The sequence below is a fragment of the Aquibacillus kalidii genome, assembly GCF_014280935.1.
Lineage (GTDB): Bacteria > Bacillota > Bacilli > Bacillales > Amphibacillaceae > Aquibacillus_D > Aquibacillus_D kalidii.
In genome coordinates, this window is sequence record NZ_JACLZI010000056.1 from 97,432 (window position 1) to 113,342 (window position 15,911).

The window sequence follows — 15,911 nt, forward strand, 5'->3', positions numbered from 1 at the left end:
ATTACTCACCACCCATTTCATGATTCATATTTTCATGATCTTCATGATTTTCTTCACTATTATCATCTTGCTCTTGTTCATCTACTGGATTACTCTCTTCTTCAGAGTCACCATGATGGATTCTATATTCTTCTGGATTAATATAATCAGAAGAACCACCGTGTGCATGATTTATCCATTGTAAATGTGTACCATTAAAAGTTTCTGTACCGATAATCGTTGGTGATAAAATTTCTTTATAATGGTCTTCTGTTAAGTCGCCTGCTGTCTTTTTAACTTCCTCTATCCATTCATTAAAGTCTTCTTCAGTCTGAGCATTTACGTCAAACTGCATAGCAGCATAACCTCGGCCATTAAAGCTTGTATTTCTACCTATATACGTTCCAGGTTTATCTGCAACGAGGTACAATTTTGTTTCCATATTAGCCATTGTATATTTTTGGCCTCCAAGAGCAGGTACCCAAAACGACTGCATGGTCCCAGCAGAAGTCATCTTAAAGAGAATTGGTCTATCTTCAGGAATGTTTAGGTAGTTAACTGTTTCAATATCTTGTTCTGGATAACTGAAAATCCATTTCCAATCCGCAGACGTTACATGAACGACTAGCGGTTCTAGGTGGTCATATCCTTCTGGTATATCTTCCACCTCATAAATTGTCTTTACAGTCGGTATTGTTAAAGCAATGACAATCACTACAGGAATAACGAACCAAGTAATCTCCAATAGGTGACTCCCTTTTTCAACAGGTGGTTCATAATCCATATTGTCTTTTCTTTCACGATATTTCCAAACAATTGTTCCAAATAGAACAAAAACGACTAAGACGATTATGGCCATGAAAATAATCGAGAAAATAATTAATTCTGATAAATTCTTAGCAATCGGGCCTTGCGGATCGAAAACGACCATATCCGATTCACATCCCGAAAGCACAAAAGCTACTGTGAAAAACATAATGGCATACATAGTTTTACGAATGTATTTCACTCGAATTGCTCCTTTCTATCAAGGGTATACTCTTACTTGAACGATTGAGTATACGGAAGAAAAAGTTATTATACTTAAAAGTTGTTTAAGTTTAGAAACAGCCTTTTAGCTATTATCATTTTCACATGTAAATTTGATGAAATTATGAAGAATCGAAATAAGTCACAAAATGTTCATATACTTCCAGGAAAGCTGTGATTTAAATTACAGTATTTTTTATTACCATCTGTTGTCATGGGCTATTATTTTACTATTAGATTATTTTTCTTTAATATCGACTTAGAGACACTTGTTACTATAAACGAATTGAGAGTGAGAGAAAATGAATAAACCTATCGTTCTTATTGTTGACGACGAACCGCAAATGCGACTGCTGTTAAAGGTTCACTTGCAAGAATCGTTTCAAATATTAGAAGCATCTGACGGAATAGAAGCTATAAACCGAGTTAAGAGTGAGCAAGTTGACGTGATTTTATTAGATATAATGATGCCCAATTTAGACGGTAAAGAGGTATGTAAAAGAATTAGATCCTTCAACAAAGAAATACCAATTATATTGTTAACCGCTTTAAACGAATCGAAAGATAAGGTTGAGGGTCTAACTTTAGGAGCGGATGACTATGTAGTAAAGCCCTTTGATCCTGAAGAATTGGAAGCGAGAATTCAGGTTCAATTAAGGCGATTACCTAAATCAGATACAACGGGAATAAATTTTGATGGATTAGTGATTGACGGTAATTCACGAGAGGTATCTGTAAATGGATCTCCACTTAAACTTACTCCTAAAGAATTCGATCTCCTTTATTTAATAGCCTCAAACTCTAATTGGGTCTATACACGTGAACAATTACTTGATAAAGTGTGGGGGATAAATGATGTAGTGGATATTCGAACAGTCGATTCACATGTTCGGTACGTAAGAGATAAATTAAAGAAGGCTGGGTTGGCGAAACAACCAATCAAAACGATTTGGGGAGTCGGATATAAATTTTCAAGTGGTGACACAGAATGAAGCTAAACAGTGTCGTGATTAAGTTAGGTGCTACCATTCTTTTTTTACAGCTTATCATTCTTATTCCTTTAGGCTATATCATAGTCCAGATTATTCTTAATTTTTCTTACAATGACGTAGAAAACCAGTTAATCGACCTATCTCAAAAATACGCTGAGAACATTCAATCCATTTCCGATGAAGAGACATTTAGAAATATTAATAATATTGCAGATATTACAGATATGGAAGCAGTTGTTACAGATATAGATGGAAAGATTCGAATGAATACCGAGTGGGATAACTTGTTGGAACATCCCGTTTTGAATCAAAAAGAACTAAAACAATTAAACAAAAAAGAAACAATTGTGAATGAATATATTAATAAGGAAGCTAAATATTTAAAAGTTGGTCAGCCCATTATCCATAATGGAAAAGTTATCGGCAGCATCTTTCTGTTTTCTCCCCTGCATATAATAAACGAGTCGATCCAAAACATTATTAAGTTAGTTGTCTTAGCTAGTTTAGGTGCGGTTATATTAGCGATTGGCTTTACCTTTTTTATATCAAAAAAATTGGCAGCCCCGCTTTTACAAATGGAGCATGCTACAAAAAGAATAGCTAACAAGCAGGATTTTAGCACCAGGGTTACTTATAAAGGAAATGACGAGATTGGTTCACTTGCGAATGCCATAAATAACATGTCTAGTACACTAGAGCGTTATCAAACGAATCGAAATGAGTTTTTTTCAAATATCACACATGAATTAAAGACGCCATTAACATACATAAAAGGCTATACACAAGCGATCAGAAAAAATCTGTACCAATCGGATAATGAAAAAAATGACTATCTTAAAATTATTGAAAATGAAGCAAATCAGATTAACACACTAATGGATGACCTGATGGACTTGTCAAAAATTGAAGAAGGGAAACTTCCATTCCATATGGAAGATCTCGAATTAAATGAATTAATTGAAACTATTATCACAAAAGTACAGTTCAAAGCAAATCAAAAGAATATCGATGTTCACTTTTCTCCTTCTACTAGTGTTGCTTTACTCTATGCCGATGGTAATCGAATGGAGCAAATCTTTAACAACTTACTAGAGAATGCAATCCGGTACACAGAAAAAGGATCGATAAAGGTAAACCTTATTAATGAAACAAACGGAATAACTGTAAAAATTGCTGATACAGGAATCGGTATTGCGAAATCAGATTTGCCTTACTTATTTGATCGTTTTTACCGCGTAGACAAATCACGATCTCGTTCAAACGGAGGAACTGGACTAGGGCTGTCAATTGTCAAAAAACTAGTTGAAACGCACAACGGTACGATTGAATTCCAGAGTGAAAAAGATCAAGGAACAACCGTCATTTTATATTTCCCTAATGATTCACATGAGTAAGGAGAAAGGATTGGTATCATGAATTTTAAAGATAGTGTCGTGATTGTTACAGGAGCAGGTAATGGAATTGGAAGAGGTGTAGCCCTTGGGTATGCCAATGAAGGGGCAAAAGTTGTTGTTGCTGACATTGATAGAGAAGCGGCTGAGGCTACTCTTAATTTGATAAATTCTACATATGGTGATGGTCTGTTTATCGAGACTGATGTTCGAGACCCGAAGCAGATAACTCATCTAATGGATGAGACCATCAGAATCTACGGCAAAATCAATATTTTAATTAATAATGCAGGCGTGTCGCGTTTTAAATCTGTTTATGAGCTTAGTGTAGAAGAGTGGGATGATGTACTGAACATCAATCTTCGCGGAAACTTTTTGTGTGCTAGAGAAGCTGCTAAATATATTCGCAGAAATGATAGCGGAGGCGCAATTGTAAATATAGCATCAACTCGTGCATTTATGTCCGAAAAAGATTCGGAAGCATATGCAGCGACAAAGGGTGGAATATACGCATTAACCCATGCACTAGCAATGTCCCTTCAAGATGATCATATACTAGTCAATTCGATAAGTCCGGGTTGGATTGAAACAGGTGACTATTCATCACTGAGAAATATTGATCATAAACAACACCCCTCAAAAAGAGTGGGCAAACCAGAGGATGTTGCACGTGCCTGCCTGTTCTTAACCAACCCAATGAATGATTTTATTACTGGCGAAAATTTAATCGTTGATGGTGGTATGACTAGAAAAATGATATATGAACACTAATATGGAAAAGAGCACAAACTATTTTAAGTTTTGTGCTCCTTCTTTTTAACTTAATTCATAATGTAGATATTCGGATAAATGACCACCCATTTTAGTATATAACGCTTGGGCAATATGATTATCCTTATCCGTTTCCCACACCATCGAAGCAAATTGATTCTCTCTCGTAAAGGTAAGGCATTTCTGAAACAGTTTTTCACCAATTTTTTGTCCTCTGGCAGATTGCTTAACAAATAAATCATTAAGTATGATCTGTTTTTGAACACGCAATGTACTAAAAGTATAATAAAGAGTTGCGAAACCTAACAATTGGCCGTCTTTAGTTGATGCAACAAATTGGGTTCCAATACTATCTGTAGTTTTTTGTAAATCATGAATGAGTTTATTCAATTCATTGGGGTCTGGTTGCTTTTGTTTATAAAAATGTACAATGTAATCAATCATTAATTCTTGAAGTTGGTCTATATCTTGTTCATTTGCTTGCCTAATTGTTATTTGCATATCTGATTTCCCCCGACTATATATTTGAATGAAATCTAATCATAAGGCGTTTAAGAAAAGCGTCTATATTTTATATTTTATTACAAATTTATCGTAGTAAAAGAATTAGTTTGTTAAATCTTTATATACAAATTCTCTTACTTTTTTAAAGCCTTGCTTTTTATAAAATGATTTAGCTATTTCATTATCAGCCCAATAATCTAGTTCTATTTTAAATATACCATTATTTCTTGCGAACATGTAAATATTTTCCATTAGTTTGGAACCATATCCTTTACTTTGCGCTTTCTTAACTATACTGATTTGATGAATATATAACGACCTATAACTATGACCAAACTCACTATCTGGATAATCAAAGATTTCAGCCCATACATAACCTAGTGCTTGGTTACTATCTTCTAACAACAGAAAAATACTGTTTGGATTATGAACAGCGCGTTGGAAAAAACCGACTATCTCGTTATATTTATATTTCTTAAAAAAATTTGGGTATAATTGTGCATGTAGGTCATGGACCTCTTTGTTTAAGAGTGCGATCTTATGATAATCTTTTGTTGAAATAATCCTCATTTTTATCCCCCTAAATACTTGTTATTTTAATGTACACAAGATTAGGGGAAAACGTGAGGCTTATAGAAAGGGTTGAATTGGATGTTTAAAATCGTTGTTATAGCAGACACACACATGCCTAGAATGGCTAAAACTATTCCAAAAAAACTACTATCTGATTTAGAGGCTGCTAACTTAGTCATTCATGTAGGTGATGTGCAAACAGTAGAAGTGTTAAAAGCTTTTGAGAAGTTTGCTCCACTAGTTGGTGTCTATGGAAATGTAGATGACTCTGACATTCAATCACGATTCCCCAATTCCTTATTATTAGAATTAGACAATCTTACCATTGGTATAACACATGGGCACGGGAAATCAAGGACTACTGAAAAAAGGGCAATAGAAAAATTTCAGTTCGAGGATGTTGACATCATTATCTTTGGACATTCTCACATCCCTATCCTTAAGCAATATGAAGACATTTTGTTATTCAATCCCGGTTCACCAACAGACAAACGAAGAGAGAAGCAATTTTCCTATGGCATAATTGAAATTTCAGAATACGTAAACATCAAACATATTTTTTATGATGATAAATCTTAATGAGACTACCAGTAGGAGTCAATCCTCCTGATAGTCCGTATAAGACTCCTTCTTTTACCTTTTAAAACCACCCTCAGAGTGAATAACCTGACCTGTTATCCACTTTGCGTCATCACTTGCTAGGAAACTTATAAGTCTCGCTACATCCCCAGGCTCGCCTAGTCTCTCAAGCGGAAAACTACCTTTAAGCACTTCTTCGTCCTCTTCCGTTACCCAACCAGTTTGGGTGGGTCCAGGATTGACAGCATTCACCGTTATCCCCTTATACGCGACCTCTGCAGACAGTGTCTTAGTAAATGCCTCTACAGCTCCTTTAGTAGTAGCATAAGCTAGTTCACCAGGCATTGCTCCCAGTGATTGGCCAGATGTCAGATTAATAATCCTCCCCCCACTAGCTGAAGAGAAGTGACGGGCAAATTCCACGCTTAACAATGTTGTTGCTCGAATATTCACAGCGTAATGATTGTCCATATCAGTCACTTGCAAGTCCATGAAACTATTACTTGTGGAGAATGCAGCGTTATTTACTAATATCTTTGGCTCACCTAACTTTATCCTTACCGTTTTCATTAATGGTTCAATATTTTCTGGATTTGATAAGTCAATTTCTGCTTTATAACAAGTTACCCCTAGGCTCTCAATCTCTTTTTTTAGTATTTCTGGTTCATCTTGCTGCACACCCCAAGGCATTGATTGATCATAATCTGACCAGTAAGTAAAGTAAATATCTGCCCCTTCCTTAGCAAGCTGCTTACAAATGGCTGCACCAATCCCCTTAAGTCTACCAGCTCCTGTAACGAGTGCTATCCTATTATGTAATTTGCCTTGTTCCATTACCATTCGCCTCCCTCATTTATATAATTACTTTTAAAATAACATTATTTAGTGAAAAGGTTGAGTACTTTATCCACACCCTACGTATAAAAAAATAGATTTGCGTTAAAATTAGAAATTAGTTTATTAATTTTTGAAGGAGAGATGCTTTATTGAATTACAGTTAATAGAGGTATATTTACCAAAGCAATCATTATCTACCTTCTTAGATAACTTAACACAATTTACTTATATCTCTCACTGGCACACAACAGAGTCAGAAACCGAAGAACTTGTGCGAATACTGGTAAGAAAAAAACATACCGAAGAGATCTTAAATTTCCTAGAAGTTGATGCCAAAAGTAGTAATGATCTTCATGCACTCCTTTATAATATACATACATATATTCCAAGAATTGATGATGATAAAGAGGAGGAAGATAAGAATAATAAATCGGAACTAATGCGTGCCAGTAGACAAGAACTATACAGTGTTGTACATTCCTCAAGTGAAATTACATATAGCTTTATATGGTTCTTATTATTATCATCTTTAGTTGCTACAGCTGGTATAGTGAAAGATAGTGCGGCAATTGTAATAGGCGCCATGGTAATAGCCCCATTAATCGGTCCATTTACTTCCTTAGCATTTGCGGCTACATTAGGTGATTATAAGCTTATGCGGCAATCTGTCATTACTTCAATATTTGGCTTATCTGTCCCTTTAGCTATGTCAGCCTTGTTCGGTCTATTATTTGATTTACCTATGGCAAGTGATGAATTTGTTGCCCGTACAAAAATTGAAATCATGGACATTGTCGTTGCATTGGCTGCAGGTGCTGCAGGTGCACTCTCTTTCATTAAAAGAGTTTCAGAGGCATTAGTTGGGGTAATGGTATCAGTTGCGTTATTACCACCTACAGTCGTATTGGGAATGATGCTTGGCGCTGGGGAATGGTCATTATCCTTCACACCACTGCTCCTGTTACTAGTAAATATTAACTCAATTATTTTATCGGCCATATTAATCTTTTGGTCAAGTGGTATTAAACCCGTAAACTGGAGAGAAATCCAAATGGCCAATACCTCGAGAAAATACGCCATTCTATTTATTGGTATTGTAATTTGTGTATTAGCATTGATCATTTTTTTAATTACATTTTAACAAAAAGAAACCGTAAGCAGTGAGCTTCGGTTTCTTATACAGTGTCAACTGTTTCTACTGAAATATAATTTTTTTCTATATAGTCGATAAATCCTTCGACAAAATAAGGATCAAACTGTGTTCCTGCACATGCGCGAAGTTCAACTATAGCTTCTTGGAAAGTCTTTGTTTTCTGATAAGGTCTTTCTGTAGTCATAGCATCAAAAGAATCAATAATACAAAGTATTCTTGCTAACTTTGGTATTTCCTCCCCTTTTAGCCCATGGGGATAACCCTTACCATCATAGCGTTCATGATGAAGCTCTACTAAAGGAGAAATATCCTTATTTTTATCGTGTAACTCAACAATCTGCTTACCCCAAGTTACATGGTTTTTAACCAATTCCCATTCTTCTTTTGTTAACTTTCCTTTTTTGCTAATTATTTCTCTTGGAACTTCTAACTTACCAATATCATGAATTAAGGCACCTAGCATTAGTACCTTACGCTCATAGTCCTTCAAATCCAATAATTTACTGAATTCTACTGCATATTTAAATACTCGTTTACTATGTCGATACGTATAAATATCTCGAGCAAGGAAAATTTTGAGCTGTTGCTCCATTTCCTCCATAGGTTCCTCTATACTAATAGCTTCTATTTCTTTCCCATACACATGCGTATTATTTTTCCCTTGCGCTTTGGCATAATACATAGCCTGATCGGCATGACTTAGGAATTCAGAAGAACTTTGTATCTCCGAATTCCACTCAATTACCCCAGCTGAAAAAGATAAACAACCGTATGGAAGGATCTCAACCCCTTCATAATACGTATCATTTATTTTTTTTCGAAGGCTATCTATAAAATGGGCTGCATCTAATTCATTCGTTCGCTTCATTAAGATAACAAATTCTTCCCCGCCATATCGTGCAACAATATGCTGATTTGCAACACATTCTCTTTCTAATTGTTGTCCAAAAAAGGTTAATAAATTATCACCTTTTAAATGGCCATTTGTATCGTTATATTTTTTAAAGTCATCTATATCAAGCATCGCAAGGCTAAGTGGCTCTTTGCTTTGCTTTATTTCCAAAATTGTTTTAGCTAATTCTTCTTTAAAATATCCGTGGTTATTTAAACCAGTCAAATGGTCTTTGTTCGCTTTATCTGCAACCTTTTGATAAAGCTCAAAATGTTGTTTAAATGTAAATGATAAGAGTAAAGCAATACATACAAACAAAAATAGCCCCATAAATGGTGCCATATTTACTAAAAAACTTAAAACTATAGATAATAATAAAGTGCACAAATAACTTTCAAATGCACCAATTAGAACGCCTTTTAAGGCATCAATTAATCCTGTCTTTTTCATTAAGTAAATAAAGATAGCCATAAGAAACAAATTTATTAAAAAGTAAATACCAAGAGAAAATACATACCCTAATACGTTCTCAATACGAACTTCCCCAATTGTTCCACCTACAGATAAATAAGCGAAATGAGCCATCCCAATCATAATCGCATACAGAGAAAAATTAAAAGGGGAAATCCACCAAAAGTCTTCACGAAAGTAAATAAAGTGGATAATACTACTAAGTAGCAATACAACTAATGTAAAATCTAGCCCGAACACAAACAAAGTTGCTAAATAAATAGCAGAATCCATAGATAAGAAATTCCCCTCAGGAGGAAGTTGAATTCTGTAGTGATCTACAACCAAAGTAGAAGCAACAAGTGCATAAATGAGTACCCAATCTGATAAACTAAATTCAAAATCAACCATCATAAAGAACAGGATAGTTCCTATCAGTATTATTAATGCAGCATATATATGTTTATTTTCCAACACTCTATATTTCATTTTTTAAGTCACTTCCAAAATTAAATTAAAGGAGAGAAATAACTTCTCCCCCCTTTAGTTTCCAATTCCAGGCCCAGCTTTGAAGCCTGATGTAAGACTAGAAACCAATGAATATATAATAAAAGCATTAATTAGTAAACCTGTAAGTTTGATTCCTAGTAAACTTTTTTTATTGTTTTTCTTCATACTATCTCACCTCCTTCAAGTTTATTTACTTTAGAAGGTGGATCATTTAACTTCTTTTTCGATTCCATCATTTTATCTTGAATGAAAATAAAAATACCTATATTCATTATTACATCACCAATACTAATTACTTGGCTTTTTGGATATGGTGATGTAATTGGAATGATATCTCCTAAAAAACCTAGATTAGTAGAATCAGTTAACAATTGATGTTTCGCGTATAGTCCATTATTAATTGCATCTATATACGAAGGATCTAAAACCAAAGCAGCTTCTGCGGAAACTGGCATTCTTCCTCCATTAAATAGCATAACAACAAAGTTCAATAGAACTCCTAAAAATAGAACTGAAATTCCTTTTCGATCCCGGTTCATCCATAAAAATATTAAACCTATGACATAAACTATCACAAATATATAATTACTCGCTTGACCAATTATGTCAATATTATTTTGTAAATAAAAGATAGTAAATTGTAGGACTAACAAGACAGGAAAAATCCAACCCCACCTAAACAGTTTTTCATCAAGTAACCACTTAAGGTTACCTTTTCGAAGAAAGCCAATAATAACTGACCATACAATTCCATCGACTACCATAATTGATTTCCCCATCCAATTAGTTAATATTTGATATAAATTCATCAAAGTTGTCTATCATTCTACATAGAATATAGTAGAATTTTCTGGAAAAATCAAATCTACCATAATGTTCCCAATACGTAATAATTAGGGAAATAGGTCTATAAATTTAAACTATTCATATGAAATACTGATCTTTTTTAAACACATTTTACATAATACCATACTTTTTCTAAGACTTCTTTACAAAAATAGTTGCTTATTAGGAATATATAACCAATTTTTAAAAAATATCACATTTTTTTATCTTTTGTTCTTTTTTGTCAATTGAGATACTCTACAAATCCTTTTAGAGATACCACATTTTGTATTAGTACCCTTACTTATAAGATAGATCAGCACTTAAGAACCAAAAAAATCCTAAAATTTTAGGATTTTAATTAACTGTTGGTAATATAATTTCAAACGTAGTGCCTTTACCCTCTTCACTATGAATCTTTACTGTTCCACCATGACTTTTTATTATATTGAAGGATATGATTAAACCAAGTCCCGTGCCGTCTTTTTTAGTTGTATAGAAAGGTTCACCGATCTTATGAAGTTGCTCTTTTGGAATTCCTGGACCCTCATCGGTTATCATCAAAATGACATTATTAGAGACTTTTGCTGCCTTAATTGTAATTCTGCCACCATTCATTACTTCAATTGCATTTTTAACCATATTAATAATAACTTGTTTAACCTTTGTATCATCACAAACAATGTTTAAATCTTGAGACATAAACATTTTCTCTATAAGGATACTTTTCATTACTGCTTGTGATTCCAATAGCACAACAACTTCATTAACAATGTTTACTAGGTTATGTACCTCTCTTTGTTCAGAGTGAGGCTTTGCAAGAAGCAATAACTCACTCGTAATTTGTTGGATTCGGTTGAGTTCATTTTCTATCACTTTATAATATTTCGTATTATGATTATCATCCTTTAAGAGTTGGAAGAAACCTTTAATGGTTGTTAACGGATTCCTTATTTCATGACAAATTCCTGCAGCAAATTGACCTGCAAACGATAATTGTTCCGAGCGCATCATAAAATTATCCGCTTCTTTTTCTAAGTTAATTTGATTAGAGATGGAAGGTGAGTCACTTTCATCATGATTATATAAGTATGAGGGTATAAGAAAAGAATCAGTCATAAAATATGGATGAGAGTTTAACATCTCTATTACTAAAGATGCTGAAATTAAATTACCATCATATGCGCATACGGTGTAAATTTGAAGATTTCTGATGAACTTATCCGCCTTCTGTTCATAAGACAACACTTGCGAAACCTCTTGGATTCTAACATTACCCCAAACTCGGAGGACTTTCCCTTTTTCTAAATAAGGATCCGCCAAACTAGCTAATTCTTCCAAGGACTTTTCCATAGGAAATCCACTTCTATAAAATAAATCCGATTCAACAAAAGATATATTTTGAATTTCTGTCTCGCTTACTGATTTATCCTTTAGTTTGTCGATTATTTGATCTATGTACACTTTATGATCGACATAAATGACACCTTCATTATTTATAAGCCCTTCGAAAATAAAATTAGTCGCATTTTCTATGTACTTTTCACGGTCATTATAGATATATAAAATATGACCTCCTGTAGACAGACTGTTGTGATGTACATTTGATTCCTCAATTTTCTCATTTAGCATGACAATATTTTCCTCTCTCACCATACTTACATTAAAATTCGCCTTTTGGTTAATTATAACAATAGGTAAAGATTATGAAAAGTTAATATTATCGCCGCTTGAATTTTATTTTCATTCATATTTTTAAGTACGATATGCTTTTAAAAATAATTATCTATATAGGGTTGATCATTTCACTTATAATTTCTTTGCTACTACATTTTCAATATTAAGATTGGGAATGTTAACATATTATTCGCTTTATTACACATACTTTTCATACACTATATTTTGTTTCTCGAGGAATGATTTAATTGCACGTATTCATCTCTATCCTAGTTATTTCTGCTGTATGGCTTAAAGGGGACTGGAAACACTGGGAAAAGTACCATTCGGTAATGTTATATTTTGCAATAGGAAATCTTACATATAATTTTTTAACGGCCAACCATTTTCTTTGGAGGATAGACCCGGATTTCCTGTTTAACCATACACTTACCGAGATGATTTATACCTTTATTATTTTTCCAGGCTGTGCGTTGTTATTTATCGGTAATTTCCCTAAGGGCCGTAGCAAAGTAGTAAAACATTATGCATTTTGGTTAATTGTTTTCATTGTTGGGGAATACCTATTAACTTTAACAGACCATATCAAATACCAATATGGTTGGCACTTAGGGTGGTCTGCATTGTTTGATTGTATTATGTTTCCTATGATGAAACTGTTTTATCATAGACCTTTATTGGCTTATATAATTTCAATCCCATTAGCGATTTTTTTCATTTGGTATTTCGATGTTCCTGTACATCTTCCAGTAGAAGACCGGTAGTCGTGTATAATTTTTTATGATTTAAAAATAATAAACAAGATCGAATATGATGGGAGGGTTCATGCGTGAAAAAGAAAACGTACCAACCAAAAGACACAGGTAAACTAACGAATTTCCATTACGGCACCGATAAAGATGAAAGACAAGAAGATGCACTGACACAAAATGGGACAGTCAATATGAAAAAGAAAAAATAAACAAACGTAAAACGTCGGTTATCGGCTTAAGAATTATACTCGATATAAGAAATCACTTGTTTATGTCTGAATAGACTTTGTATTTCTATGTGCGACCTTTGTGATAAGGAAAAACGGCAAATTACCCATTATAGTTGACGTTTACACTGGATGTTATGCAATATCAGCCAATAAAATAATAAAGGAGTAGGCATAAGCCTACTCCTTTATTATTTAACCTACTCTACTTACGTTTGTAGCTTGAGGTCCACGTTGACCTTCTTCGATATCAAATGTTACTTCTTGACCTTCTTCAAGCGATTTATATCCTTCACCTTGGATTGCACTAAAGTGTACAAATACGTCTTCTCCGCCCTCACGCTCAATGAAGCCAAAGCCTTTTTCATTATTAAACCATTTTACTTTTCCATGTTCCAATTTTGTGCCTCCTAAAACTTTACAATTTAAAAGAATTGTAATTTATTATACTCATCTATTATGACCTATTACTTTTCAAAATATACTTAATTTGTGAATTATTATTGTTATTATTGCATAGGATTATCATATTCGTTTTCTAAAATATTTATTTCATCACCAACTGCCATTAAACCTGGCACTTCGACTAGACATACAATTCCCCTTCTTTTAAAGCCTGCTTTCACAAATTTAGCTGTTAAATTCGGTTGATCAAAGTGTACTTGAATTTGTTCGCCAGGTAATGTACAAGGTTTGTTCTCGCCCATGCATAACAAGCCTGCACCACTTGGTAGTATCATTCTTGAACCAATCGGAAGGTTAGTCAAATTTGGAAAGCCACTGACCATTACATTAGCTCCTAACCATTCCGGATCAATATAATCTACTCCAAGGCAATCTGCCATCTCCATACATTCTTCTACAGAAGTTATTGTTAATTGTCTTCGATTAAAGATAGTTGTTCCCCTGGGATACATTGGCTGACGAGAATCTGCTAAGCTCGTTATTCCAAAATGACGGTCCCCTTCTATTCCACCTAATGTAATGTGTGTTCGTGGGATCCGCCTACTTACAAAAGTATCTGGATTATCAGCAATTAATATAGCCTCTATATTAGCATTATATTTTTTCATTTTAACTCCTTTTTAACAGTACTTAATAATGGAATAGTATACCAGATTAACAATGGTAAATATGCTTTATCGGAAGACCTTTTTTGACAAAAAATATCTCAAGAATTAAAGAAAAGAAGAGTAGGAAATGTTTCTACTCTTCTTAGTTGTCAGCCTGTTAAAATGTCTTCTTTAGGGTAACGTATATTCGATTTAGTTGGATGTGAGAAAGAAAAAGCCAAGGTTAATGGTCCGACTTTCCCTATCATCATAATAGAAATAATGACTATTTTTCCTATCATGGTTAAGTGACTCGTTACACCTGTCGATAAACCAACTGTACTAAAGGCCGATACAGTTTCAAATACTAGTTCAATAAAGGGTGCATCTTCCGTAATATTTAATATGAAAATTGCCAAGAAAATATACGATAGCCCTATTATCGTTATCGCTAATGAACGTACAATCGTGGAAAACGTAATAGCTCTTCTAAAAATAACGATCTCCTCATTTTCTTTTAAAAAAGAAAAGACAGCAAAAATTAATGCAAAGAATGTAGTTAACTTTATCCCACCGCCAGTAGAAGCACTTCCAGCCCCAATGAACATTAATAATATAATGAAAAATAGAGTGGATTCCTCTAAACTGGCTATATCAAGTGTGTTGAAACCTGCTGTTCTTGGTGCTACCGCTTGAAAATAAGAAGCCTGTAGTTTATCAAAGCTTGATAGGTTACTTATCGTATTTTGGTTATTATATTCCAATATGAAGACGGTGATTGTTGCTAACACATTAATAACGAAAGTGCCAAGTATCATCAGTTTAGTATGGACACTTAGGTCACGGAACTCCTTTTTCTTCCACATATCGAAAATTACCGTGAATCCTAAACCACCTACGATAAATAATAACGTAATTACGATATTTACGACAGGATCGCCAACATAGTCCATCAGGTTATTTTGCCAAATTGAAAAACCAGCATTATTAAATGCAGAGATAGAGTGAAATATACTTGCATAAATTCCCTCTCCCCACCCAAACACTGGTACCCACCGAAACGATAAAAGAGCAGCCGCAATAGTCTCTAGTATGACAGAAAACAAAAACAGCCTTTTTGCCAATGAAACAATTCCACCAACGGAGGTCTGGTTGAGAGCTTGTGATACTAATAACCTTTCCTTAAATCCTATCTTTCTTCCAAGGATTAGGAATATGAATACTGCAAATGTCATTATACCTAAGCCACCAATTTGGATGAGAGCTAAAATTACAATTTGTCCAAATAAGGTGAACACTGTGCCCGTATCAAACACGATTAGCCCCGTTACTGTCATGGCGGAAGTTGCTGTAAATAATGAATCCATCCAACCAATTGTGGTCGTTGTCGAAATGGGTAATTTTAGTAATACCGTTCCAATAAAGATAAATACTACAAAAATGCTTAATAAAAACTGGGGAGGACTAAGATTCACAACTTTTTTTGTCCATTTCATTGGTTACACCTTCTACTCCATATAATAGGGATATTACATCTTTACGCCCGTTAGTGTTTGATTTAGTGTGAGTTTTTATGATGTAATAATTCACTATTTTATCACAATGCTTGAAAAGGGAAAGGTGAATTTTTTATTTTTTGTACAAAAAAAGGACTGATCACTCATAGTTGCGATCAGTCATCTTATTATATATTTTGTAGTTTATTAAGCATATCTTTT

Annotated in this window: 18 protein-coding genes; 7 read left to right on the forward strand and 11 right to left on the reverse strand. The window is 34.0% G+C overall.

The annotated features are described in order from the left end of the window. Window position 1 precedes the first annotated feature (1 nt). Entirely contained in the window at window positions 2-979 is a 978-nt protein-coding gene (gene qoxA / locus H7K77_RS16265; protein ID WP_407926443.1) for a cytochrome aa3 quinol oxidase subunit II, read from the reverse strand. 331 nt (window positions 980-1,310) lie between these two features. Here qoxA and H7K77_RS16270 point away from each other — a divergent pair, with 331 nt between their 5' ends. The 3 genes from H7K77_RS16270 to H7K77_RS16280 are packed head-to-tail and all read left to right on the forward strand — an operon-like array spanning window position 1,311 to window position 4,162. After that, the gene (locus H7K77_RS16270; RefSeq protein WP_186579258.1) at window positions 1,311-2,000 is read left to right on the forward strand and encodes a response regulator transcription factor; all 690 of its coding nucleotides are present in this window, start codon (window positions 1,311-1,313) and stop codon (window positions 1,998-2,000) included. After that, the gene (locus H7K77_RS16275) at window positions 1,997-3,394 is read left to right on the forward strand and encodes a sensor histidine kinase (RefSeq protein ID WP_186579260.1); all 1,398 of its coding nucleotides are present in this window, start codon (window positions 1,997-1,999) and stop codon (window positions 3,392-3,394) included. Before H7K77_RS16270 ends, H7K77_RS16275 begins: the two co-directional genes overlap by 4 nt. 18 nt (window positions 3,395-3,412) lie before the next feature. Continuing rightward, window positions 3,413-4,162 (forward strand): glucose 1-dehydrogenase, encoded by a 750-nt coding sequence (locus H7K77_RS16280; protein ID WP_186579262.1) that lies wholly within the window; start codon window positions 3,413-3,415, stop codon window positions 4,160-4,162. 45 nt (window positions 4,163-4,207) lie between these two features. Here the strand turns inward: H7K77_RS16280 and H7K77_RS16285 are convergent, their stop codons facing one another. Continuing rightward, entirely contained in the window at window positions 4,208-4,663 is a 456-nt protein-coding gene (locus H7K77_RS16285) for a GNAT family N-acetyltransferase (RefSeq protein ID WP_186579264.1), read from the reverse strand. Between the two features lie 105 nt (window positions 4,664-4,768). After that, window positions 4,769-5,236, reverse strand: coding sequence for a GNAT family N-acetyltransferase (locus tag H7K77_RS16290; RefSeq protein ID WP_186579266.1), 468 nt, complete (start codon window positions 5,234-5,236; stop codon window positions 4,769-4,771). Window positions 5,237-5,317: 81 nt separating this feature from the next. Here H7K77_RS16290 and H7K77_RS16295 point away from each other — a divergent pair, with 81 nt between their 5' ends. Beyond that, window positions 5,318-5,818 (forward strand): metallophosphoesterase family protein, encoded by a 501-nt coding sequence (locus H7K77_RS16295; protein ID WP_186579268.1) that lies wholly within the window; start codon window positions 5,318-5,320, stop codon window positions 5,816-5,818. A gap of 54 nt (window positions 5,819-5,872) precedes the next feature. Here H7K77_RS16295 and H7K77_RS16300 read toward each other — a convergent pair whose 3' ends face one another. Continuing rightward, a complete protein-coding gene (locus H7K77_RS16300) occupies window positions 5,873-6,652 on the reverse strand; it encodes an SDR family oxidoreductase (RefSeq protein ID WP_186579270.1) in 780 nt (259 codons plus the stop codon). Between the two features lie 133 nt (window positions 6,653-6,785). Here H7K77_RS16300 and H7K77_RS16305 point away from each other — a divergent pair, with 133 nt between their 5' ends. Beyond that, window positions 6,786-7,796, forward strand: coding sequence for a TIGR00341 family protein (locus H7K77_RS16305; protein ID WP_222599408.1), 1,011 nt, complete (start codon window positions 6,786-6,788; stop codon window positions 7,794-7,796). Window positions 7,797-7,830: 34 nt separating this feature from the next. On the opposite strand, the gene H7K77_RS16310 is transcribed toward H7K77_RS16305, so the two are convergent. The 4 genes from H7K77_RS16310 to H7K77_RS16320 form a co-directional block, all read right to left on the reverse strand. Continuing rightward, window positions 7,831-9,639, reverse strand: a complete 1,809-nt coding sequence (locus H7K77_RS16310) for a diguanylate cyclase (protein ID WP_235988965.1) — start codon at window positions 9,637-9,639, stop codon at window positions 7,831-7,833. A 54-nt stretch (window positions 9,640-9,693) separates the two neighbouring features. Then, a complete protein-coding gene (locus H7K77_RS21570; protein ID WP_268911928.1) occupies window positions 9,694-9,825 on the reverse strand; it encodes a hypothetical protein in 132 nt (43 codons plus the stop codon). Continuing rightward, window positions 9,822-10,424: a DUF5317 domain-containing protein gene (locus tag H7K77_RS16315; RefSeq protein ID WP_186579272.1), complete on the reverse strand. Its 603-nt coding sequence runs from the start codon at window positions 10,422-10,424 to the stop codon at window positions 9,822-9,824. The genes H7K77_RS21570 and H7K77_RS16315 overlap by 4 nt, the downstream gene beginning before the upstream one ends. Window positions 10,425-10,842: 418 nt before the next feature. After that, window positions 10,843-12,138: an ATP-binding protein gene (locus tag H7K77_RS16320; RefSeq protein WP_222599409.1), complete on the reverse strand. Its 1,296-nt coding sequence runs from the start codon at window positions 12,136-12,138 to the stop codon at window positions 10,843-10,845. A 272-nt stretch (window positions 12,139-12,410) separates the two neighbouring features. Between H7K77_RS16320 and H7K77_RS16325 the strand changes: the two genes are divergently transcribed. After that, entirely contained in the window at window positions 12,411-12,926 is a 516-nt protein-coding gene (locus H7K77_RS16325; protein ID WP_186579276.1) for a CBO0543 family protein, read from the forward strand. A gap of 65 nt (window positions 12,927-12,991) precedes the next feature. Next, window positions 12,992-13,123 carry a hypothetical protein gene (locus tag H7K77_RS21575; RefSeq protein ID WP_268911929.1) on the forward strand — a complete coding sequence of 44 codons (132 nt, stop codon included), beginning with the start codon at window positions 12,992-12,994 and terminating at the stop codon, window positions 13,121-13,123. Window positions 13,124-13,336: 213 nt separating this feature from the next. Here the strand turns inward: H7K77_RS21575 and H7K77_RS16330 are convergent, their stop codons facing one another. The 3 genes from H7K77_RS16330 to H7K77_RS16340 form a co-directional block, all read right to left on the reverse strand. Beyond that, complete coding sequence (locus H7K77_RS16330; protein ID WP_186579278.1) at window positions 13,337-13,540, reverse strand: cold-shock protein; 204 nt, start codon at window positions 13,538-13,540, stop codon at window positions 13,337-13,339. Between the two features lie 110 nt (window positions 13,541-13,650). Then, window positions 13,651-14,214, reverse strand: coding sequence for an MOSC domain-containing protein (locus H7K77_RS16335; protein ID WP_186579280.1), 564 nt, complete (start codon window positions 14,212-14,214; stop codon window positions 13,651-13,653). Window positions 14,215-14,363: 149 nt separating this feature from the next. After that, entirely contained in the window at window positions 14,364-15,689 is a 1,326-nt protein-coding gene (locus H7K77_RS16340; protein WP_186579282.1) for a TrkH family potassium uptake protein, read from the reverse strand. Window positions 15,690-15,911 lie beyond the last annotated feature (222 nt).